Origin of the sequence: Qipengyuania sp. 902 (assembly GCF_051195295.1) — a bacterium.
Lineage (GTDB): Bacteria > Pseudomonadota > Alphaproteobacteria > Sphingomonadales > Sphingomonadaceae > Qipengyuania.
Genome location: NZ_JBNJLJ010000002.1, coordinates 415,911 through 436,614 on the forward strand (window position 1 = coordinate 415,911; position 20,704 = coordinate 436,614).

The following is a 20,704-nucleotide window of genomic DNA, read 5'->3' on the forward strand; positions in this document are numbered from 1 at the left end:
GACTTAGGGCTCGATCACGATACCCTTCGAAGGATCGATATCGCCGCCGAGCATGGCGACGAAAGTATCGCGCGCGGCTTCCAGCCCCTGCTTGCGCTCGATCTCGATGCTGTCGCCGGCGTCTTCGAGAAAGCCGTGCCAGCTTGCCGCGATCTGCTTGCCCGCCTCTTCCGGTCCGACCGACTTGAACAGGGCAACTGCATGATCTGGCGCGAAGAACAGGGTCGGCGTCGGTCCGGGGATTTCGTCGGTGCCGCTGCCGCGTTGATCGACGTGAGTTGCACCGACGAGGCATGAGTATTTGAGCGCATCGCCCAGATGCTTATGCAGTCGGCGCAGCACGCTCGCATTGCCGGCGAAATCTACCGACACGCTATCCGTCCTCTCGATGCCGCCGATGTCGTCGTACGCCAGCACGCGGTCGTAGAGCCCGCTTGCCTCCACGAAGGCGACATTCCCAGCCGACGTCAGCCCGACCCGGCGCACATGGGGCGAGCGGCGCTTGGTCACGCTCGCCAGGCCCATCGCGGTTTTGGAGGAAGCGCTGGTCAGGATCACCTGGGTGGCTCCGAACCATTCCTCGGACCGCATGAAATATTCGATGAGGAAGCCGGTCTTGAACAGCGGCCCGAAAATCATGCGCTCGCCTTCGCGGGCCGGGTCGTGTTCGGGATCGGCCGCCAGTCGCGAATACTGGTTGTAGATCGGGCTCATCGGCTGGCGATGGTCGGCTATGTCTGTGAAGCCGCTGGCCGAAACCTTGCCGGGCAGGATGTCGAGATGCGTGCCCATGGGGACATAGCCATAGACCCGCTCGCCCTCGGCGAAATCGTGATGGTTGCTCTGGGCGACCCGCGCATGGCCCCACATCGGCACAATGCCGTGGCCGTCCGGGGCGGGGAAGAAATTCCAGTAGCCGAACCCGTCTCCGACCACGGCGTAGGTGACGTTGTTCGCCGTAACCGAAAAGCTTTCGATCTCGAGGCGCACGGCCTCGTCGGCGAGGTCGCCGAACTCCCGCTCCGCGATATGGGTCTTGGTCAGATCGGCCTTGTCGACATGGACTTCGCGCATCGCATCTCTCCCTTTTTCAAGGAGCGACGCTAGCGCGAATTTCAGCCCCCGGCGAGGGTCAAACCCGCATCGGCATCAGCACGTAGAGCGCAGGTGCATTCTCGTCCTTGCGGATCAGCGTCGGCGCGCCTGCATCGGCGAGGTGGATCTCGACCACATCGCTGTCGATCTGGCTCAAGATGTCCTTCAGATAGCCTGCGTTGAAGCCGATTTCGAACCCGTCGGAGCTGTATTCGGCCGGCACTTCTTCCGATGCGACGCCATTGTCGGGCGAGGTGACGGTCAGCGTGATCTTATCCTTGTCGAGACCCATCTTCACCGCGCGAGTCTTCTCGGTCGCGATGGTCGCCACGCGGTCCACACCGGCGAAGAAGCTCTTCGGATCGAGCTTGAGGAGCTTGTCGTTACCCGTTGGAATGACACGCGAATAATCCGGGAAGGTGCCGTCGATCAGCTTGCTGGTCAGCACCACCCCGCCCTCTCCGCCGAGCGTGAAGCGCACCTTGCTGGCCGAAAGGTCGATCTGGACGTTGCCGTCCATCGATTCCTCCAGCAGCTTGCGCAGTTCTGCCACGGCTTTGCGCGGCACGATCACGTCGGGCATGCCGTCAGCGCCCTCGGGGCGCGCAATGGTGAAGCGCGCGAGGCGATGGCCGTCGGTCGCAGCAGCCTTCAGTACCGGCTGGTCTTCGTCCGAGACGTGGAAGAAGATGCCGTTGAGATAATAGCGCGTTTCCTCGGTCGAGATCGCGAAGCGCGTGCGGTCGATCAGCTCGGCGAGCGTCTTGGCCGGCAGTTCGAAGCTCGTCGGCAGGTCGCCTTCCACGATTACCGGGAAGTCATCCCGCGGGAGGGTCGGCAGAGAGAAGCGGCTGCGTCCGGCCTTCACCGCCATGCGGTTTTCGGCGGTTTCGAGGCTCACCTGGCTGCCTTCGGGCAGCTTGCGGGCGATGTCGAACAGCAAGTGGGCGGAGACGGTGATCGATCCGGCATCCTCGACGCTCGCATCCATATGCTCGACCACCTGCAAATCGAGGTCTGTTGCCATGACCTTGAGCGAGCTGTCGCCTTCCGCCTCGATCAGGACGTTCGAGAGAATGGGGATCGTGTTGCGGCGCTCGACGACCGACTGCACGTGGGAAAGACAGCGCAGCAGCGTCGCGCGTTCGATGGTGGCCTTCATGGTCCTACTTTCGTCCCTGCTGGGCGCGTCGAGGCCGGAATCGCCCCTCGCGCGCCGGAATACGGATAGCGACCTTAGCGGGGCGGTATGTGGGGGCAAGGCTACGCCCGCTGTAAGGGTGATTCCTTGGGGAAAAGTGAGAGGTTTTTGTTGGGTTTTTGCTGTGTGCGCTATCGACATCCGTCGATAGCTTGCGGCATCGGCCCACTCCCCCACCCGACCACCCATAGAATACCGTGCCGTGGGTGGTCGGGTGGGGGAGTGGGCCAGTGCCGAAAGGGCGGACGGATGTCCGGCCCGCACGTAACAAAGAATCCGGGAGGGGGCGTGGGACGGAACAGCTGAGGAAAGCGCGAATGCGCTTTCCGCACCCAACAAAGAACTCAAGCGTGGGCCGGTGCCGCCGCAAGGTCGGGACGGATGTCCCGACCGCACGCAAACCATAACTCCTACCCCATCATCGCCATGCCGCCGTTTACGTGCAGCGTCTGCCCGGTCACATAAGCCGCCTCGTCGCTGGCGAGATAGGCAACCGCGGCGCCGATCTCGTCGCCTTCGCCCATGCGGCCCATCGGGATGCGGGTGTTTATGGCGGATTTCTGGTCGTCGGTCAGCGCGTCGGTCATCGCCGTGCGGACGAAACCCGGCGCAACGCAGTTCACGGTGATGTTGCGGCTGGCGAGCTCCTGCGCGAGGCTCTTGCTCATGCCGGTCAGGCCCGCCTTGGCCGCAACGTAGTTCATCTGCCCCGGATTGCCCGTGTGGCCGACCACGCTGGTGATGGAGATGATCCGTCCGCCCTTGGCCTTCATCATGGGCCGCGCGCTGGCACGCATCAGGCGGAAGCTGGCCTCGAGGTTGATGCGGATCACCTGATCCCACTCCTCGTCCTTCATCCGCATGGCGAGATTGTCGCGCGTGATGCCGGCATTGTTGACGAGGATGTTCATGCTGCCCAGCGTGTCGACCGTGGCCGGGATCAGCTCCTCGACCTGCTCGGGGTTCGACAGGTCGCAGGTAATCTCGACATGATCGTGCCCGAACTCGTCGTTGAGCTGCTCGCGAAAGGCACGCAGCTTGGCAGCGTTCGAGCCGGACAGCGCCAGCCGCGCCCCCTGCTTCGCCAGGGCATAGGCGATCGACGATCCGATCCCTCCGCTGGCACCGGTCACGAGGGCGGTCTTGCCTTCGAGTGAGAACATCATTCTTCTCCGCTTTCCCGTTTCACGCGGAGACGCGGAGACGCGGAGGGTCTCTGTGGCTGCCGGTGATCGTTTACGACACGGCGGATACCTTCTTTCATGGTAGCGCCAGCAAAATTCAGAAGCAGCCCTACGGGCTGATGAGTCAAACGCAAATAAGTGAGCAATTGCTTTAGATAGGCATTGTTCAACCGCTCGACGGACTTGATTTCGAGGATCACCCGATCGTCGACCAGCAGATCGATCCTGAAGGCCGAAGCATGGCGTTGCCCGCGGAACTCGATATCGACCGGCACCTGCCGGGCGACTTTCAAGCCCCGGCGCTCAAGCTCACTTGCGAGCACAAGCTCGTAAACGCTTTCTAGCAGTCCCGGTCCGAGCTCGCGATGAATGCCGAGACAGGCATCGACCACCTCGGAGGTTATCGTGTCGATATCCACCTGGTTCTCTTCGCGTCTCTGCGTCTCCGCGTGAATTTCAAACTTCCTTCGCGAAATTCTCGAGGTCTTCCATGGTGACGAGGCTGACCGTCGTGGCATCCTTGGCGATCCGGCCGACCATCGGGCCAAGGACCTTGCCGCCAAGCTCGACGAAGCGCTCGACGCCCGCATCCTGCATCGCGAGGACGCTTTCGCGCCAGCGCACGCGACCGGTGATCTGGTCGACCAGCAGCGCCTGCTCTTCCGCCGGGTCGGTGACGCGCGCCGCGGTGACATTGGCATAGAGCGGCACGGTGAAGGCCGACGGCGGCGTCTCGCCCAGCGCGGTCTTCATACGCAGGGCGGCGGGCTGCATCAGCGAGCAGTGGAAGGGAGCCGACACCGGCAACTTGATGCCGCGCTTGATGCCGTGGTCCTTGGCCATCGCGATCGCCCGGTCGATGGCTTCCGCGTGGCCGGAGATGACCACTTGCGTCGGGTCGTTGTCGTTGGCGACTTCGCACACCTGGCCCTCGGCTGCAGCCTCTGCCAGTGCGGTCGCCTTCTCGATATCCGCGCCGAGCAGCGCCGCCATGGCGCCCTCGCCGATCGGGACCGCGTCCTGCATGGCGATGCCGCGCAGGCGCAGCAGCTTGGCGGTGTCGGTCAGGGAAAAGGCCCCGGCAGCACATAAAGCGCTGTATTCCCCGAGCGAGTGGCCAGCGACGCAGTCTGCCTTGTCGGCCAACGCTACGCCGAATTCCTTCTCCAGCACGCGCGCGGTCGCCACCGAATTGGCCATGATCGCAGGCTGGGCATTAGCGGTCATGGTAAGCTCGCTCTCGGGTCCGCCGGTCATCAGGCCGAACAGGTCCTGCTTCAGCGCCTCGTCCACTTCCTCGAACACCTCGCGGGCATGCGCGCTGGCGTCGGCGAGATCGGCGCCCATGCCGACCTTCTGGCTTCCCTGGCCGGGAAAGATGAATGCAGTCATGAAAATCTCCTCTTGAGGAGCGCGCCTAGGCGCGTGGGCGGCGCGCCTCAAGCCCGAAGGGGACAATCCTGTTGGCGGCATCATGCGCGATATCGGCACGCCCGAGATAGGGTATGCCGCTGCGCGCGCACCATTCAGTGGCGATCTGCACCTCGTCCTTGCCGAAGGGGCGGTCGTTCTCGGGCACGTCGGTAATGCGACCGAGGCGCAGACCGGCGATGCCCCGGAGATGCTGGGTCACATGGAAGAACAGCCGGTCGATGGCGTAATGATACTCGGCAACTTCCTCGACCATGACGACATGGCCGGAGAGGTTCGGCGCAAGCTCTGTGCCCACCAGCATGGCGAGCGTCGTCAGGTTGAACGCAACGGCAGGGCGATCGTCGAGATGCGGCTCCAGCCCGCTGTCGTCGCCGGTCAGCCACCCAAGCGCGCGGTCGATGGCTTCTTCGCCGCCTTCGCGCCTGATGTCGCCAGCCAATGGTCCGTGCGCGACGCGCCCGATGCCGTGCTTGTAGAGCGCCGCGAGCAGGAAGCCGCAGTCGGAGTAGCCGAGGAAGCTTTTGGCCCGCGCATGCTCGCTCATGCCCGCCACGGCCTGCGCGGCAATGCGGTTGGAGCCATAACCGCCCATGGCGAACCAGACGGCGTCGAAAGCGGGATCGTTGGCGCATTCCAGCAGCGCATCGAGCCGGATATCGTCGGGTCCGGCGAAGTGGCCCTGTTTCGCGAAGCACTGCTCGTGGAAATGCAGCTCGATGTCCTCGCGCCCCGCGACATGCGCCAGCACCGCATCGGCCCTTGCGCGCTTGAGCGGTTTTCCCGGAGCACAGATCGCGATTTTCACCATGCGTCCTGCTAGCGCGCTTGTATCGCGCGGCACAACTCAATAGCTGCGAGGGCATGACCGATATGCCCAGCCCCGACGAGCTTTTCGCGCGACCGTTCTTCTTTTGCGGTATCGGCGGATCCGGCATGCAGCCGCTTGCGCAGATCCTCAAAGGGCGCGGCTGCACGGTCGAGGGGTCGGATCGCAGCTTCGACCAGGGGCATACGCCGGAGAAATTCGCCGCGCTGGAGCGGCAGGGCTTCGGCCTTCATCCGCAGGACGGCAGCGGGATCGTGTCGAAGGACCAGATCCTCGTCGCCAGCGCCGCGGTCGAGGACACGGTTCCCGATGCGAAGCGTGCGAAGGAACTCGGCTGCTTGCGGCTTACACGCGCCGAATTGAATTCCATCCTGTTCAACACGAGCGGCGCGGGCCTGGCCATTGCCGGCACCAGCGGGAAGTCGACCGTCACGGGCATGCTCGGCTGGATCTTGCACGCCGTCGGTCGCGAGCCGACGATCATGAACGGCGCGGTGATGAAGAACTTCGTCTCGCCCGAACGCCCCTTTGCGAGCGCCGTGGTAGGCGGGCAATCGCTCTATGTCAGCGAGGTGGACGAAAGCGACGGCTCGATCGCGCTCTATCGCCCGGCGGTCGGCGTGCTGCTGAACGTCAGCCTCGACCACAAGAGCATGGAGGAATTGCGCGCATTGTTCGGCGATTACCTTGCGCGCAGCCGCATCAGCGTGATCAATGCCGACGACGAGGAAGCGCTCGCCCTGCTCCCCCATGCGAAGGAGGTCATCACCTTCGGCATCGAGCAGGAGAAGGCGCAGATCGGCATCGTGTCAGGCACGATCGCGGAAGGCCCGTTGCGACAGGCCGCCATGGTCGTCGACCGCCACGACGGCAGCAAGCACGCGCTGCGCCTGAACATGCCGGGGCGGCACAACCTCTCGAACGCTCTCGCCGCCATCGCGGCGGCAGTCGCGGCGGGAATCCCGGTCGCAAACGCGGTCGAGGCGCTGGCGGGCTTCGAAGGCCTCGCGCGCCGCTTCGACATCGTCGGGACCACCGTCTCGGCCATCACCGTGATCGATGATTTCGGGCACAATCCGGAGAAGTGCGCTGCGACCTTGCGCACCCTGAAATCGCATCCCGGCCGGGTGATCGCCTTCTTCCAGCCGCATGGCTACGGCCCCTTGCGCCAGATGGGCGACGAACTCGCCGAAACCTTCGCCCGCGAACTCGACCGCGGCGACCTGACGATCTTCAGCGATCCGGTCTATTTCGGCGGTACGGTCGACCGCAGCGAAGGTAGCGAGCGCATCGTCCGGCTGATCGAAGAGCATGGCGGCGACACGGAATATGTGCCGAAACGCAAGGCCGTCGCCGACCGGATCGTCTCACTGGCCAAGCCGGGCGACCGGATCGTGATCATGGGCGCACGCGACGATACGCTGAGCGAGTTTGCGCGGGACCTTTTCGCCCGCCTTGCCTGACAATTAGTGCGCCTCGGCACCTTCGGTTTCGTCGTGTCCGAGGCGGAGTACATTGTGCAGCACGAAAACGATTACCGCGCCGAGGATGAGGCCGGTGAGCGCCGACAATCCTGCGAAAGTCAGCCAGCCGAGGATGCCGCCCGCGCGGCCTGCGATTTCGCTAACGCCGTGCTGGATACCTTCGATCCAATGCTCGGGGCCAGCGACGCCGAGTTCGGCCAGACCGTGCAGGATGATGCCGCCACCGACCCAGAGCATCGCAATCGTCCCGATGAAACTCAGTGCAACAAGAAGTTTTGGCATGAATGCCACCAGCCCCCTTCCGAAGCTCTGCGCGAAAGCACTGTCCTTCTTCGCGAAGTGCAGGCCGATATCGTCCATCTTCACGATCAGGCCGACGACCCCGTAAACGGCGACCGTAACGGCGAGACCGACGATCGCCAGCACACCCGCGCGCGTAATCAGGTCCTCAGCCGCCACTTCGTTCAGCGTGATTGCCATGATCTCTGCCGACAGTATCAAGTCGGTGCGGATCGCACCGGCTATGCGCTGCTTCTCGAAGGCGACCGGATCCTCGATCTCGTCGCCCACAGTCTTGCCATGCTTCGCGCCGCCCAGCTTTTCGACGACCTTTTCGGCGCCCTCGTAGGAAAGATAACAGCCGCCCAGCATGAGAATGAAAACGATCGCTGCAGGCAGGAACTCGCTGAGCAACAAGGCACCGGGCAACAGGATGAGGAGCTTGTTCTTCAGGCTGCCCTTGGTGATGTTCCAGATGATCGGCAGCTCGCGCGCCGGGCTGAGGCCGGTGACGTAGCTCGGCGTAACCGCCGCATCGTCGATTACGACGCCGGCCGTCTTCGACCCGGCCCTGCCCGCAGCAGCGGCAATATCGTCGACCGAAGCCGCCGCCGTTCGCGCGATGATCGATACGTCGTCGAGCAGGGCTACCAATCCACCGGGCATTGCAATTCCTTGTAAGTTCCTGATCTGCCGCGTGCTTGCCCGCCAATCGCTCGTGGCGCAACTCTCCTGTCCGTTTGAGCGCTGTCCTACAGGCCCATCGCTGTGCCAGGTATCAAGGCAGCGACAGTCGGCATCCTCGTGTTGCGGTCGTCCGAGAGATGCAGGGTCGGTAGCGGCTGGCCGGGAACGAAAGGTGACATATGAATGCAGTCCATCGGACACAAGCTCTTGATCGACCTGCCAAATTCCGGCAGACCGGGTTTTGCAGAACGCCCCGGTCAGTGGTCCACCGCCAACCACCCGCTTGCATTTCCCGGCAATACCGCTATGTGCGCGCATCCCTTCGGTCCGCCGGGGGATTCGAAGAAAGCCGGAGGGGCCCCGCAATCCCGCGGATCAGCCAGCGATCGGCCAGACGTGAAAGGACAAGAGCATGGCTCTCTACGAGCATGTATTCTTGGCGCGACAGGACCTGAGCCAGGCTCAGGTGGACCAGCTCGCCGCCACCGCTACCGAGATTGTCGAGAAGAACGACGGCAAGGTCACCAAGACGGAGACCTGGGGCCTCAAGAACCTCGCCTACAAGATCGACCGCAACCGCAAGGCGCATTTCGTGCTGCTCAACATCGAGGGCCCCGGCTCCGTCGTTGCCGAGCTCGAGCGCCAGACCCGCATCAACGAAGATGTGATCCGTTACATGACCATCGCCGTCGACGAGCACGAAAGCGGCCCGTCGGTGATGATGCGCAAGAACGAGCGCGATTCCAAGAAGCGCCGTGAACGTGAGGAGCGCGACTGATGGCCCGCCCGTTTTTCCGCCGCCGCAAGTCCTGCCCGTTTTCGGGCAAGAACGCCCCGACGATCGACTACAAGGACGTCCGCCTGTTGCAGGGCTTCATGTCCGAACGTGGCAAGATCGTCCCCAGCCGCATCACCGCCGTCAGCGCGAAGAAGCAGCGTGAACTGGCCAAGGCCATCAAGCGCGCGCGCCACATCGGCCTGCTGCCGTACATCGTGAAGTAAGGGGAATACCGATGGATATCATTCTCCTTCAGAGGATCGAAAAGCTCGGCTCGATCGGTGACGTCGTCACCGTGAAGGACGGCTATGCCCGCAACTTCCTGCTCCCGCAGAAGAAGGCCCTGCGCGCCAACGAAGCCAACAAGAAGGTCTTCGAGGCAAATCGCGAGCGCCTGGAAAAGGAAAATGCCGAGCGTCGTACCGAAGCCGAAAAGGCCGGCGAAAAGGTCGATGGCGAGGAAATCGTCCTGATCCGCGCTTCGTCGAACACCGGCCAGCTCTACGGCTCGGTCAATGTTCGCGACGTTGCTGCCGCCCTGAACGACAAGGGCCACGACATCGACAAGAAGCAGGTCATCATGGGTGACCCGATCAAGACAATCGGCATGCATGAGGTCCGCATCGACCTTCACCCTGAAGTCTCGATCAGCATCAAAGCCAACGTCGCCCGTTCGGACGACGAAGCCGAGCTGCAGAGCCAGGGCATCGACGTGATGGCGCAGATGTTCGAGGAAGAGCAGCGCGAAATCGAGGAACAGGCCGAGGCGAACCGCACCGACCCGAACCTCGAGCCCGGCGAAATCCCGGCCGACATGCTCGAAGACGGCGTCAGCACGCCCGACGACATGACCGTGACCGAAGCCACGATCGCCGCGACCGCACCCGAAGGTGCGGACGAGGACGAGCAGGCCTGATCGCCCGCTCACGACCCAATCAGGGCGCGGCGGCTTCGGCCCCCGCGCCCTTTTTGTAAGACGCGCCCGCCGGCCCTATGTGGGACCACGACGCGAAATCGAAAACAACAAGAGGCAGGAGCAACGCCCATGGACGACATTCCCCAAATCCTCGACCGGATCGAGAGCATTTACGACGCCGCCGTGGAACGGCTGCGCGAAGACGTGATGGCATTCGGCGCCACGCGCGAATTGCCCGCGCCCGAGCGCCGCAGCGATGGCAGCTACGCCTATCCCGAACTGCGCCTGCGCTTTCGCGGCGGCGACCAACCCGAAGACCGCAACCGCGCCTTCGGGCGGCTGAACGCGCCGGGCCTCTACACCACCACGGTCACCCGCCCGCGCCTGTTCCGCGATTACCTGCGCGAACAGCTCGAACTGATTTCTTCGAATTACGAGGTCGAGGTCGAGGTGGGATCCTCGACGCAGGAAATCCCCTTCCCCTATGTGCTCGACGGCGATGCCGGTTCGGTTCTCGCCGGCGTCGATCCCAATGCGATCGCGCGCTATTTCCCATCGACCGAGCTTGCCGATATCGGCGACGAACTCGCTGACGGCATCGTGCTCGACAGCGTCGACGATCCGATCCCGCTGTCCCTGTTCGACGGGCTGCGCACGGACTTCAGCCTTGCGCGGCTGGCCCACTACACCGGCACCGATCCGGAACACTTCCAGCGCTTCATCCTGTTCACGAATTATCATCGCTATGTCGATGAATTCGTTGATTGGGCGGGCTCGCAGCTTGGTAAGGGCGGCTACACGGCGCTCGCCGGGGCGGGCGGCCTGATGCTGACCGAGCAGACCGACGATGCGCGTGGCCAGTTGTCCGACACGGCATGGCGTCGTCACCAGATGCCGGCCTATCACCTGATCGGCGAGAACCGGGGCGGGATCACGCTGGTGAACATTGGCGTCGGCCCGTCGAATGCGAAGACCATCTGCGATCACCTCGCCGTGCTGCGGCCAGAAGCGTGGCTGATGATCGGCCATTGCGGCGGCCTGCGCCCGAGTCAGAAGATCGGCGATTACGTGCTCGCTCACGCCTACCTGCGCGACGATCACGTGCTCGATCCGGTCCTCCCGCCCGAGATACCCCTCCCCGCAATTGCCGAGGTCCAGCAGGCCCTCGCCGCCGCCGCCGAGGAAGTCTCCGGAGAGCATGGCGCGGACCTCAAGAAGCGCATGCGCACAGGCACCGTCGTCACCACCGACGACCGCAATTGGGAGCTGCGCTTCACCCAATCGGCCAAGCGCATGTCGCTCAGCCGTGCGGTCGGTGTGGACATGGAGAGCGCGACCATCGCCGGCCAGGGCTATCGCTTCCGGGTGCCCTACGGCACGCTGCTGTGCGTGTCGGACAAGCCGCTGCATGGCGAAATCAAGCTGCCCGGACAGGCGAACCAGTTCTACGAGGAAGCCATCGCGGCCCACCTCCAGATCGGCGTCACCACCTGCCGCCTGCTGCGCCAGGAGGGCCCTCGCCTCCACAGCCGCAAGCTGCGCGCTTTCAACGAGCCGCCGTTCCGCTAAGGCAGGCAACACTTGCGAGACGACGGTTAACGGGTTGGGAACACATTGCTGCCACTAGGCGCGGCAATGCACAGGGCAGCGCTTTCCTCCCGGCCCAAAACCGGAAAATTTCTCGGCCTTGCCCAAGCTGCGATCGGCATCGGCGCCGTCGGCGGCCTGCTGCTTGCGCCGCCCGCTTACGGCCAAATGGCCTTCTATCCAATCTCCTCATCGGCAGACCGCGAATTGCCCGAGGTCATTTTCCAGGATGACCGGCGGCTCGTCGCGCGCACCTACCTCGCCGACGGATATGTCATGCAGGGCGCACGCCCGCAGATGTTCGAGCTCCTGTTCGAGCATGGGATTTTAGTACTGGCCGTTCCCGAAAGCGGCTGCACCGGAGCGACCAGTGGAACATAACGAAATCGACGAATTGCGCCGCAAAGGCGTATTGGGAATTGCCGTTGCAGGTTGGGGTGCGTCGTTGACGCTGGCTGCCCTCGTCCCGGCAATGGGCGCTCAGGCGCTCCATGCGCTGATGGTGAGCGTACTGCTCAACATCGTGCCCAGCCTGTCCGCATGGCAGCGGCGCTATGACAGCCCGGCGCGGATCGCCGTTGCACTGATGGCGGCATTGCAACCTGCTCTCCTGCTCTACGCCATGCGGGACGCGGCATGGCAGCTGGACATGCACATGTATTTCTTCGTCGCGATCGCGATGCTGACGATCCTGTGCGACGTGCGCCCGATCTTGGTTGCAGCGGCCGCGGTTGCTATCCACCACCTTACCCTGTCGTTCGCTGCACCCAGCTGGGTCTTTTCCGGTGGTGGCGGGGTGAACCGCGTACTCATCCACGCGCTGGCGGTCGTGCTGGAAGCAGGCGTTCTCTGCTACATCGCGACTACGCTCAATTCGCTCATCTCACGGCTCGGGAATGCCGTTATGCAAAGCGAGGAAGCGGCGCGCGGAGCCGAGGAGGCGCTCCGGTTGGCCGAAACCGAACGAGCGGAGCGCGGCCGGCTGGAGGACCGCCAGGCCGAGCGGCGCCGCGAGGACATGCTGCGGATCGCCCATGAATTCGAAAGCTCGGTGTCGGAAGTGACCAGGGCCGTGGCCAGCAGTGCGCAGGCGCTGGATGAAGCCATGTCCTCGCTGGACGATACCGCTCGCGATACCGGGCAGCAGGCAGACGAAGTGGCTGCAGCCGCCTCGCAGGTGTCCAGTTCCATCGACATAGTCGCCAATCGCGTGACCGAACTGTCGCGCTCGATCGGCAACATCGCAGTGACTGCCGGACGCCAGGACGAACTGGCCAGCGTGGCCGGGGCGCGCACCGACTCCGGTGGCAAGGCGGTCAAATCGCTGGCCGACCAGTCCAAGACCATCGGCGACGCCACTCGCTCGATCGCCAATATTGCCGAGATGACCAATCTCCTCGCGCTCAACGCCACGATCGAGGCAGCCACTGCCGGCGACGCGGGCAAGGGTTTCGCCGTCGTCGCGCAGGAAGTCAAAGAGCTCGCTGCGCAGGCCGCGCGGGCCACTCGCCAGATCGAGGAGCTGCTGTCCGGCATCAGCGAGGGCACGGGCGAGGCGGAAAGCAGCTTCGGCGAACTGAGCGGCGCGATTGCGGAGCTCGCCCAATCGGCGATGACCGTGCGGAGCGACGTCGATACTCAACGCAGCGCCACCTCCAGCATCGAACATACCGTCGGCGATACCGCCGCGGGGACCGAGGAAATGGCGCGCCGCAGCGCAGTCCTCGCCGAACGTGCGGGAACGACGCAGAAGCTGTCCGGCGACGCGCGGCAGAATGTAAAGGCACTGCTTGAGACGATCCATTCGCTCGAGCAATCGGCCAGCACCTTCGCGGCGAACATCAGGGCTGCCTAAAGTCGGAGCACGGTGACCTAGCGGTAAAGCTGCGTTAGACTCCTGCGCCAGGGAGGAGACACCATGCCAGACACACCGAACCGCTCGCGCTCGATTGCAGGGCGCGTGGCCATCATCACGGGGGCCGCAAGCGGCATGGGAGCTGCGACGGCCCGGCTCTTCGCCGCCGAGGGCGCGAAAGTGGCGGTGACCGATCTCGGCCTGAAGGCGTGCGAAGCGGTCGCATCGGAATGTGGCGAGAATGCTCGCGCCTATGCGCTCGACGTGGCGGACAAGGACGCCATCGCGCAGGTCGTCGCGAAAATCGCCGACGATTTCGGCGGGATCGACATTCTGGTCAACAACGCCGGCGTGTCGAGCTTCTGCCCGCTCGATGACGAGGGTTACGAGGATGTCTGGCACCGCGCGCTCGCCGTGATGCTGACCGCCCACCAGCGCATGGTTCGCGCCGCCTTGCCCCATCTGCGCCGCAGCGACTCCGCACGCATCGTCAACATCGCCAGCACTGAGGGACTGGGCGCAACGCCCGGCGACACGCCCTATGTCGCCGCCAAGACCGGCGTGACCGGCCTCACGCGCGGACTCGCAGTCGATCTCGGGCCAGAGGGGATCACGGTAAACTGCATCTGCCCCGGCCCCATCCGGACAGCGATGACCGACGCCGTGCCCGACGAACACAAGACGATCTTCGCGAAACGCCGCACGGCGCTAAGGCGCTACGGCGACCCGGAGGAGGTCGCCCACATGACGCTGTCGCTGGTGCTACCCGCGGCGAGCTATATCACCGGCGCGGTGATCCCGGTGGATGGCGGGTTGATGGCGCGGAATGCGTGAAACCTCGATATTCGAATTCTGAATCGAAAGTTTCGCTAGCTAGATCATTGCCAGTATATGATCATGCCGGTCTTTCATCATCCGCCCGAGGATTCGGTCATGCAGCATTACCGCGTAGCAATGTTGTTCGTTCTCGCGCTTGTACCGTCGGCATGCGCAACCTCCGATCCAGGCTGGACTGGTTCAGGGGCAGAGCCCTTCGACGCCGCACAGGCGGAATGCGAACGCCTCGCCCAAACTTCGTCCGCAGACGACGGCGAAGATTCGATAAAGGCATGCATGGCCGAACGTGGCTGGACGCGCGACTCAACTACTACGACCGAACCGTCCTAGCGAAGACATATCTGGATTAAAGAAAGTTTGAAGCCAGGGTCGGTCGAGGACGATCACCCCTTCCCCTTCGTCTTCGTCTTCCCGTCTTTCGCGTTTTTCGCGACATAGTCGACGATCATTCCTGCAATGTCCTTGCCGGTCGCGTTTTCGATCCCCTCCAGCCCCGGAGAGCTGTTGACCTCCATAATTACCGGCCCGTGATTGCTCCGCAGCATGTCCACGCCGCAGACGTTCAGGCCCATGTGCTTGGCCGCCCGCACGGCCGTGCTGCGTTCTTCGGGGGTGATCTTGATCAGCTGGGCGCTGCCGCCGCGGTGGAGGTTGCTGCGGAAATCGTCAGCCGCGCCGGTGCGCTTCATCGCGGCGACGACCTTGCCGCCGACCACCAGCGCACGGATGTCGGTGCCTCCAGCCTCCTTGATGAATTCCTGCACCAGGATGTTGACGTTCGCGCCGCGAAACGCCTCGATCACCGACTTGGCCGAGGACATGGTTTCAGCCAGCACGACGCCGATGCCCTGCGTGCCTTCGAGCAGCTTGATTACCACCGGCGGGCCCTTGACCGCCTTGATGATCTCCTCGGCTTGCTTGGGATCGTTGGCGTAAGCCGTCAGCGGCAGGCCGATGCCGTATTTGGCGAGGATCTGCATGCTGCGCAGCTTGTCGCGGCTGCGGCCGATGGCGACGCTTTCGTTCAGGGGCCAGCAGCCGCGCATTTCGAACTGGCGCAGGATCGACAGGCCGTAATTGGTGATGGAAGCGCCGATGCGCGGGATGACCGCGTCGTAGCCTACGCAGGGCTCGCCATTGTAATAGACCTCAGGCCGGTGGCTGGCGATATGCACCGTGCAGCGCGTGGTGTTGAGAATGTCGAGCTCGTGCCCGCGCTCTTCCGCCGCCTCTTTCAGCCGCTTGTGCGAATAGAGGTTCGGATTGCGTGCCAGCATGGCGATTTTCATGGTTTGTGGCCTTTCTTGACCTTCATTTCCGGCGTCTGGAGCCAGGAATAGCCGCTGTCCACGACAAAGCGGCGACGCAATGAAGATCGACCGACAAGCATGGGGAACTTCATGTCGCTTCGGTCGGCGAGGCTGATTTCAGCGCGGAATTCGACATCGCCGATCTTCAGCGGCGTCTTGATGACATAGCGATACTGCGTCTCGCCGTTCGAGCTGGTGATGCCGCGCACGTCCACGTGCACCGCTTCGCACACCTGGCGCACATGCTGCTGCTGGAAATCGACCGCGAAACGGACGAACTTCTCGCCGTCGCGCTCGAATTCTTCCAGCACCTCGCCGTGGAGCGACGACGTGCGCGCGCCGGTATCGATCTTGGCCGGGACGCCATGCAGGCCGAGGTCGGGCAGATGCACCAGCTCACGCCAGCCGACCGCGGGGAGGAGCTTGCGCTTTGCCGTCATTCGATGATCGCGAGCCCGTCGCCGCCGCCGGTCCCCGGCAGACGCCGCAGGACTTCGCCGCTGGCGAAATCGACTTCGGCGATGGTGTTGTCGCGTGTCTCGGCAACATAAATGCGCTCGCCATCGGGCGACCAGAGGATCGTCACCTGCATGCGCTCCTGCGCGCCGTCCGGCCCGGCCACCGGGATCGAGCGCACGGCCTCGCCGGTCGCCGTGTCGATCACCGTGAGGCCGCCGTCGGCGAGGTCGCTGGTCACGGCAAAATCGCCCTGCGGTCGCACGGCGATGCGCAGCGGGAAGGCGCCGGTCACAATCTCCTGCCGCACCTCAAGCGTCATCGGATCGAGCGCGAACGCCTTGTCCGATCCGCGCGCACTGACCCATAGCGTTTCGCCATCGGGCGAAAGCGCAATGCCCTCCGGCTCCTCCCCGACCTCGACCGAGCGCGGGGCGCGACGGGTTTTGAGGTCGACCAGCGTTACGGTCTTGCTGCCGAGATCGGTGGTCCAGGCGTGGTTTCCGCTCGGTGCCACGGCGATCATGTGGGTGCCCTGCTTGCCGGTCGCATATTCGAATGTCTCGGCGGCGCCGAGAGGCTCGCGAATCCAGAACACCGACTGGCGTCCCTCTGCCGTCGCGTAGAGGTCGCCATTCGCATGCCACACGATCCCGTGGGGCCGAGCGTTTTCGCCAAGATCGATGCTGCGCGTGCGGACGAGATCCTCGGTGCGGAAGATATCAACCGTCTGCCCGCCGTAGCAAGCGAGCGCGACGTATCGGTCATCGGGCGATGTCGCGAGTTCGTGTGGATTGGCGCAGCTCTCCACGAGCAAGGTCTGCTCGCCGCTCGACAGATCGACCTTTGCCAGCGTGTTGCCGAACTTGCCCGCGACGAACAGCGCGCCATCCGCCACCGGATCGACGAGGAAGCCGGGGTTCGGCTCCCCCGCTTGCGGTGCACAAGCGCCCAGCGCCAGCACACTGCCGAGCGCGATCGCCGATTTCACCCTTACCACCCCTGCGGCTTCCCTTCGTTCTGCTCTTCCAGCCACGCCATCAGCGGGGCGAAGTATTCTACCATCGCCGTGCCGCTCATCTGGCGCTCGCCGGTAAACGCTTCGAGCGCATCGGGCCACGGCTTGCTCGCGCCCATTTCGAGCATGGCGTTGAGGTTCTTCCCCACTTCCTCATTGCCATAGAACGAGCAGCGGTGTAGCGGGCCTTCCCAGCCAGCCTGGTCGCAGGCGGCCTTGAAGAACTGGAACTGCAGGATCCGCGCGAGGAAATAGCGCGTGTAGGGCACATTGCCCGGGATGTGGTACTTCGCGCCGGCATCGAACTTGCTCTCGTCGCGCGCAACCGGCGGGATGATGCCCTGATATTCCAGCCGCAGGTCGTTCCACCCCTTGTTCAGCTGGTCTGCCGGGATGGTGCCGTCGAACAGCTGCCAGCGATAGCGATCGACCATCAGGCCGAAGGGCAGGAAGGCGACCTTGTCCATCGCCTCGCGCAGCAACAGGCCGATGTCCTTGTCCGCGCTCGGCACCTGACTGCGGTCGAGCATGTCGATCTGCACGAGATATTCGGGCGTGATCGACAGGGCGATCATGTCGCCGATGGCCTCGTGGAACCCGTCGTTCGCGCCGTTGAGGTGCAGATAGTCCTGCTGGTTGTAAGCGCGCTGGTAATAGTTGTGGCCGAGTTCGTGGTGGATGACCTTGAAATCGTCCGCATTACGCTTGATGCACATCTTGATGCGCAGGTCATCGACATTGTCGACGTCCCATGCGCTGGCGTGGCAAACGACCTCGCGGTCTTGCGGCTTCACGAACTGGCTGCGCTCCCAGAAAGTCTCGGGCAGCGGATCGAAGCCGAGCGAGGAGAAGAACGCCTCGCCCACGCGGACCATGCCGACTTCGTCATACTGCTTTTCGGCAATCAGTTCGGTGAGGTCGTAGCCGATATCGCCCGCACCCTCGGGCGCGACGAGCGGATAGATATTGCCCCACTCCTGAGCCCACATATTGCCAAGCAGATCGGCGCGGATCGGGCCGGTCGCCGGCTGCACATCGGCCCCGTATTCCTCGTTCAGCTTGCTGCGGACATAGGCGTGCAGCGCCATGTAGAGCGGCTTCACTTCCTGCCACATCCGCTCGGTCTCGGCGGCGAACTGGTCCGGGTCCATATCGTAGTTGGAGCGCCACATGGCACCGAGATCGGCAAAGCCCAGCTCGCTCGCGCCTTCGCCGGCAATCGCAATCATGCGCTGGTAATCCTCGCGCATCGGCGCGCCGACATTGTCGTGCCAGCTGGTCCACATCTCGGCTTTTTCGGCAGGCGTGCGCTCGAGATTGCCCATCTCCGCCTCGATGTCGGAGCCGTTGATCTCCTCGCCGTTCAGCATGCCCTTGCCCTTGCCGTACTGGCTGTTGAGGCTGGTCGCGATTTCGTTGAGCTCGGTCGCCGCACCGTCGCGCACCGGCGCGGGCATGACGATGCCGTTGCGCAGGATGTCGAGCTTGCGGGCGACTTCGGGGTCGAGCCCGGCGACGCGCGCATATTCGGCGGCCTTGTTGGCATAGGCGACGGATTTCTCGGTGGCTTCTGCGCCGTATTTCGCGGCCAGCTGGTCGCTGTCGTGCACGATGTAGGTCGAGTTGATCCACAGCACCCGGCCGTATTCGACGCTGAAATCGAACATGTCCTCCTCGACCATCGCTACCCAGTCGGCCGCGCCTTGCGGCGTCATCGGAAATTCTGCCGTAGCCTCCATCTCGTTGGAGACATGGTCGTCGGCGAAGGCGGGTGCGGCGCTGGCGATAGCCAGAGCGGCAAGCGAAGTGCGGAGGAGTTTCATGGGCGTTCTCTCAGACAATATTGCGACTGGTTTCATTGGCTACCGGATTGCACCTGTGCCCGCGCTTAATCAAGCGGGATCGCCGAGCCATCCGGCGATCGCGAGGCCGAGGTCGGGCTTGGTGACGCTGCTCATATGCGTGCCGGGAACTTCGACGAAATCGGCATGGGGCAGGAGGATGGCGAGTTCCTCCGCCGAGCCATTGTCGCGGTCCTCGTCGCCGCAGACGACAATCGCAGGCATGGTTACCCGGTCGAGCAGGGCAAGGTCGAGATCGGGCATGGTGTCGAGCAGCAGCCGCGCCGCGGTCCGGTCGACGCCCTGCGATTTCAGGAACTGCATCGAGAAATAGGCCGGGTCGCCCTTGGGGATGGCATCGAACTCGTCGATCACGCGGCGGAAGAACGCCGCGCGCTTGTCCCACTCGCCAAGGCCCGCGGTGCCCATCCCGCCGACCACGATCCGCTGCGGCTCGAGCACGCCATGCGCCACCGCGTGCAGCGTGGTGCGCGCACCGAGCGAGAAACCGCCGAGGTCGTAGTCCGTGAGCCCGAGATGCTCCACCAGCGCCGCGACATCGCGCACCAGCACATTCTGCGGATACTTCTCCGGCTCGTGCGGCGCTGCGCTTTCGCCATGCACGCGGAAGTCGAGCATGAGCACTTCATAACCCTTCGCCGCGATGGCGAGATGGTGCCCCCATTTGATCCAGTTCATCTCGGCGCTGGAGAAGAGGCCATGCAGCAACACGAAGGGTCGCCCTTCGCCGTGGCGATGGAGGGCAAGTTCAGTGCCGTCGAAGCTTGTGAAACGCTCGGTTCGTAGCTCGCTCATGCAATTTCCACCTGTGCGATCCACTCCTCGTTCGTGCGCGGCTGCTCGTCCATCGTTTTCGCGCCTTCCGGCAGACCGATCCACGGTTGTTTGCTGCGCACCCAGAGATGCGCGACCGGGACCACCGATGCGCTGTTGTCGAGAGTGCCGCATCGCAGGCTCGCCATTCCTTCACGGGTATTGTTCACCGCGTAGACGCGCGCCTTGCAGGTCGCGCAGCCGAAGATCTCCGATTGCGCGCCGCTCGGCTGGGTGTAGCGGGCGACGTCGAGTTCGCCGTCGATCTTGAGGTCGGCGAGCATGAACAGCATATGCTCGCTGAAAGCGCTGCCGGTTCGGCTCTGGCATTCGGTACAATGGCAAGCATAGGGGTTCATCCGAAAGCCTTCCCTGAGCGTGTAAGTCACCGCTCCACAGAGGCATTTGCCCGTCAGTTCGCCCTTCATCGCTTCGCCAATCCCTTCTGCTCCATCCGCCAACGCACCATCTCTATCCGGTCCTGCCCGAAGAAGGGCTCGCCGTCGAACACCAGCGTCGGTACGCCCCAATGGCCGGCGGCCTCCAGCGCATCCTGATTGGCAGCGATCTCGTCGTCGAGCGACTTTGCATCGCCCTCAATCTCCGCCTCGATTTCCGCGGGATCGACACCCGCAGCCTTCAACGCCTCGGCCAGATGCCCGCCTTCGTGCCAGTTCTCTTGCCCGCCCCAGATCATGCGGCCCGCTTCGGCGGCGAAGACCAGACCCGCGCCGCGCCGGGCGGCTGCTTGCCCCATGCGCGTCACGCGCCGGATGTAAGGCTGGTCTTCGGAGATCTTGCGGGTCGCGGTGTCCTGCACGATCGGATCGGGCCGCGGCGCGCCGAAGGGAATGTCATGGAACTGCGCCACCCGCAGCATGTCGCGCATGGTATAGCCCAGCCAGTTGGGGTGGTTGCGCTCGAAGAAATCGGGCTGGCGAACGGCGAGCGGCCACACCGGGCGCAGCGCGATGTCGAGGTCGTTATCCTCCGTCATCGCGCGATAGCGACCGACGGACAGATAGCTGTAAGGCGAACGAAAGCTGAAATAGAGCTCTGCGGTGAGGGTCATCGCGCCCTTA

General features: G+C 63.9%; 21 protein-coding genes and 1 pseudogene. 8 read left to right on the forward strand and 14 right to left on the reverse strand.

The window, feature by feature from the left end; translation table 11 throughout:
* Positions 1-3: 3 nt before the first annotated feature.
* The 6 genes from ACSH0F_RS07070 to ACSH0F_RS07095 form a co-directional block, all read right to left on the reverse strand.
* Positions 4-1,074, reverse strand: a complete 1,071-nt coding sequence (locus tag ACSH0F_RS07070; protein WP_435201291.1) for a DUF2855 family protein — start codon at positions 1,072-1,074, stop codon at positions 4-6.
* A 58-nt stretch (positions 1,075-1,132) separates the two neighbouring features.
* Positions 1,133-2,257, reverse strand: coding sequence for a DNA polymerase III subunit beta (gene dnaN, locus ACSH0F_RS07075; RefSeq protein WP_278328455.1), 1,125 nt, complete (start codon positions 2,255-2,257; stop codon positions 1,133-1,135).
* Between the two features lie 449 nt (positions 2,258-2,706).
* A complete protein-coding gene (fabG, locus tag ACSH0F_RS07080; protein WP_435202189.1) occupies positions 2,707-3,459 on the reverse strand; it encodes a 3-oxoacyl-[acyl-carrier-protein] reductase in 753 nt (250 codons plus the stop codon).
* Positions 3,459-3,899 carry a GxxExxY protein gene (locus ACSH0F_RS07085; RefSeq protein WP_435201294.1) on the reverse strand — a complete coding sequence of 147 codons (441 nt, stop codon included), beginning with the start codon at positions 3,897-3,899 and terminating at the stop codon, positions 3,459-3,461. Before ACSH0F_RS07085 ends, fabG begins: the two co-directional genes overlap by 1 nt.
* 37 nt (positions 3,900-3,936) lie before the next feature.
* Positions 3,937-4,872, reverse strand: coding sequence for an ACP S-malonyltransferase (fabD, locus tag ACSH0F_RS07090; RefSeq protein WP_435201296.1), 936 nt, complete (start codon positions 4,870-4,872; stop codon positions 3,937-3,939).
* A gap of 25 nt (positions 4,873-4,897) precedes the next feature.
* Positions 4,898-5,722, reverse strand: coding sequence for an LD-carboxypeptidase (locus ACSH0F_RS07095; RefSeq protein ID WP_435201298.1), 825 nt, complete (start codon positions 5,720-5,722; stop codon positions 4,898-4,900).
* Between the two features lie 53 nt (positions 5,723-5,775).
* Between ACSH0F_RS07095 and ACSH0F_RS07100 the strand changes: the two genes are divergently transcribed.
* On the forward strand, positions 5,776-7,203 hold the full coding sequence (locus ACSH0F_RS07100; RefSeq protein WP_435201300.1) for a glutamate ligase domain-containing protein: 1,428 nt from the start codon (positions 5,776-5,778) through the stop codon (positions 7,201-7,203).
* Positions 7,204-7,206: 3 nt separating this feature from the next.
* Here ACSH0F_RS07100 and ACSH0F_RS07105 read toward each other — a convergent pair whose 3' ends face one another.
* Positions 7,207-8,169 (reverse strand): DUF808 domain-containing protein, encoded by a 963-nt coding sequence (locus tag ACSH0F_RS07105; protein ID WP_435201302.1) that lies wholly within the window; start codon positions 8,167-8,169, stop codon positions 7,207-7,209.
* Between the two features lie 433 nt (positions 8,170-8,602).
* On the opposite strand from ACSH0F_RS07105, the gene rpsF reads away from it, so the two are divergent.
* The 7 genes and pseudogenes from rpsF to ACSH0F_RS07140 all read left to right on the forward strand — a co-directional run bounded on the left by rpsF (position 8,603) and on the right by ACSH0F_RS07140 (position 14,160).
* Positions 8,603-8,968 carry a 30S ribosomal protein S6 gene (gene rpsF / locus ACSH0F_RS07110; RefSeq protein WP_278328450.1) on the forward strand — a complete coding sequence of 122 codons (366 nt, stop codon included), beginning with the start codon at positions 8,603-8,605 and terminating at the stop codon, positions 8,966-8,968.
* Positions 8,968-9,192 carry a 30S ribosomal protein S18 gene (gene rpsR / locus ACSH0F_RS07115; RefSeq protein WP_050601121.1) on the forward strand — a complete coding sequence of 75 codons (225 nt, stop codon included), beginning with the start codon at positions 8,968-8,970 and terminating at the stop codon, positions 9,190-9,192. The genes rpsF and rpsR overlap by 1 nt, the downstream gene beginning before the upstream one ends.
* 11 nt (positions 9,193-9,203) lie before the next feature.
* Positions 9,204-9,884, forward strand: coding sequence for a 50S ribosomal protein L9 (gene rplI / locus ACSH0F_RS07120; protein ID WP_435201305.1), 681 nt, complete (start codon positions 9,204-9,206; stop codon positions 9,882-9,884).
* A gap of 117 nt (positions 9,885-10,001) precedes the next feature.
* Positions 10,002-11,453 (forward strand): annotated as a pseudogene (locus ACSH0F_RS07125) (AMP nucleosidase); the annotation flags it as partial.
* A gap of 66 nt (positions 11,454-11,519) precedes the next feature.
* Positions 11,520-11,852, forward strand: coding sequence for a hypothetical protein (locus tag ACSH0F_RS07130; protein WP_435201307.1), 333 nt, complete (start codon positions 11,520-11,522; stop codon positions 11,850-11,852).
* Positions 11,842-13,326, forward strand: a complete 1,485-nt coding sequence (locus ACSH0F_RS07135; RefSeq protein WP_435201309.1) for a methyl-accepting chemotaxis protein — start codon at positions 11,842-11,844, stop codon at positions 13,324-13,326. Before ACSH0F_RS07130 ends, ACSH0F_RS07135 begins: the two co-directional genes overlap by 11 nt.
* A gap of 63 nt (positions 13,327-13,389) precedes the next feature.
* Positions 13,390-14,160, forward strand: a complete 771-nt coding sequence (locus ACSH0F_RS07140) for an SDR family NAD(P)-dependent oxidoreductase (RefSeq protein WP_435201311.1) — start codon at positions 13,390-13,392, stop codon at positions 14,158-14,160.
* A 386-nt stretch (positions 14,161-14,546) separates the two neighbouring features.
* On the opposite strand, the gene rimK is transcribed toward ACSH0F_RS07140, so the two are convergent.
* From rimK to ACSH0F_RS07175, 7 genes are all read right to left on the reverse strand, one after another.
* Positions 14,547-15,452, reverse strand: coding sequence for a 30S ribosomal protein S6--L-glutamate ligase (gene rimK, locus ACSH0F_RS07145; protein WP_435201313.1), 906 nt, complete (start codon positions 15,450-15,452; stop codon positions 14,547-14,549).
* Complete coding sequence (locus ACSH0F_RS07150; protein ID WP_435201315.1) at positions 15,449-15,913, reverse strand: ATP-dependent zinc protease family protein; 465 nt, start codon at positions 15,911-15,913, stop codon at positions 15,449-15,451. The genes rimK and ACSH0F_RS07150 overlap by 4 nt, the downstream gene beginning before the upstream one ends.
* On the reverse strand, positions 15,910-16,920 hold the full coding sequence (locus tag ACSH0F_RS07155; RefSeq protein WP_435201317.1) for a YncE family protein: 1,011 nt from the start codon (positions 16,918-16,920) through the stop codon (positions 15,910-15,912). Before ACSH0F_RS07155 ends, ACSH0F_RS07150 begins: the two co-directional genes overlap by 4 nt.
* Before the next feature lie 2 nt (positions 16,921-16,922).
* The gene (locus tag ACSH0F_RS07160) at positions 16,923-18,770 is read right to left on the reverse strand and encodes a M2 family metallopeptidase (RefSeq protein WP_435201319.1); all 1,848 of its coding nucleotides are present in this window, start codon (positions 18,768-18,770) and stop codon (positions 16,923-16,925) included.
* A 69-nt stretch (positions 18,771-18,839) separates the two neighbouring features.
* Positions 18,840-19,604 (reverse strand): alpha/beta fold hydrolase, encoded by a 765-nt coding sequence (locus ACSH0F_RS07165; protein ID WP_435201321.1) that lies wholly within the window; start codon positions 19,602-19,604, stop codon positions 18,840-18,842.
* On the reverse strand, positions 19,601-20,050 hold the full coding sequence (locus tag ACSH0F_RS07170) for a GFA family protein (RefSeq protein ID WP_435201323.1): 450 nt from the start codon (positions 20,048-20,050) through the stop codon (positions 19,601-19,603). Before ACSH0F_RS07170 ends, ACSH0F_RS07165 begins: the two co-directional genes overlap by 4 nt.
* On the reverse strand, positions 20,047-20,694 hold the full coding sequence (locus ACSH0F_RS07175; RefSeq protein WP_435201325.1) for a 2-hydroxychromene-2-carboxylate isomerase: 648 nt from the start codon (positions 20,692-20,694) through the stop codon (positions 20,047-20,049). Before ACSH0F_RS07175 ends, ACSH0F_RS07170 begins: the two co-directional genes overlap by 4 nt.
* Positions 20,695-20,704: the final 10 nt, after the last annotated feature.

Bases quoted from the DNA above. Each gene is read 5' to 3' on its own strand.
- ACSH0F_RS07130 (WP_435201307.1), top strand. From the start codon at position 11,520: ATGCACAGGGCAGCGCTTTCCTCCCGGCCCAAAACCGGAAAATTTCTC.
- ACSH0F_RS07165 (WP_435201321.1), bottom strand. From the start codon at position 19,604: ATGAGCGAGCTACGAACCGAGCGTTTCACAAGCTTCGACGGCACTGAA.
- ACSH0F_RS07150 (WP_435201315.1), bottom strand. From the start codon at position 15,913: ATGACGGCAAAGCGCAAGCTCCTCCCCGCGGTCGGCTGGCGTGAGCTG.
- ACSH0F_RS07170 (WP_435201323.1), bottom strand. From the start codon at position 20,050: ATGAAGGGCGAACTGACGGGCAAATGCCTCTGTGGAGCGGTGACTTAC.
- ACSH0F_RS07105 (WP_435201302.1), bottom strand. From the start codon at position 8,169: ATGCCCGGTGGATTGGTAGCCCTGCTCGACGACGTATCGATCATCGCG.
- fabD (WP_435201296.1), bottom strand. From the start codon at position 4,872: ATGACTGCATTCATCTTTCCCGGCCAGGGAAGCCAGAAGGTCGGCATG.
- rpsF (WP_278328450.1), top strand. From the start codon at position 8,603: ATGGCTCTCTACGAGCATGTATTCTTGGCGCGACAGGACCTGAGCCAG.
- ACSH0F_RS07095 (WP_435201298.1), bottom strand. From the start codon at position 5,722: ATGGTGAAAATCGCGATCTGTGCTCCGGGAAAACCGCTCAAGCGCGCA.
- fabG (WP_435202189.1), bottom strand. From the start codon at position 3,459: ATGTTCTCACTCGAAGGCAAGACCGCCCTCGTGACCGGTGCCAGCGGA.
- rpsR (WP_050601121.1), top strand. From the start codon at position 8,968: ATGGCCCGCCCGTTTTTCCGCCGCCGCAAGTCCTGCCCGTTTTCGGGC.
- ACSH0F_RS07140 (WP_435201311.1), top strand. From the start codon at position 13,390: ATGCCAGACACACCGAACCGCTCGCGCTCGATTGCAGGGCGCGTGGCC.
- ACSH0F_RS07175 (WP_435201325.1), bottom strand. From the start codon at position 20,694: ATGACCCTCACCGCAGAGCTCTATTTCAGCTTTCGTTCGCCTTACAGC.
- ACSH0F_RS07100 (WP_435201300.1), top strand. From the start codon at position 5,776: ATGACCGATATGCCCAGCCCCGACGAGCTTTTCGCGCGACCGTTCTTC.
- ACSH0F_RS07070 (WP_435201291.1), bottom strand. From the start codon at position 1,074: ATGCGCGAAGTCCATGTCGACAAGGCCGATCTGACCAAGACCCATATC.
- dnaN (WP_278328455.1), bottom strand. From the start codon at position 2,257: ATGAAGGCCACCATCGAACGCGCGACGCTGCTGCGCTGTCTTTCCCAC.
- rplI (WP_435201305.1), top strand. From the start codon at position 9,204: ATGGATATCATTCTCCTTCAGAGGATCGAAAAGCTCGGCTCGATCGGT.
- ACSH0F_RS07160 (WP_435201319.1), bottom strand. From the start codon at position 18,770: ATGAAACTCCTCCGCACTTCGCTTGCCGCTCTGGCTATCGCCAGCGCC.
- rimK (WP_435201313.1), bottom strand. From the start codon at position 15,452: ATGAAAATCGCCATGCTGGCACGCAATCCGAACCTCTATTCGCACAAG.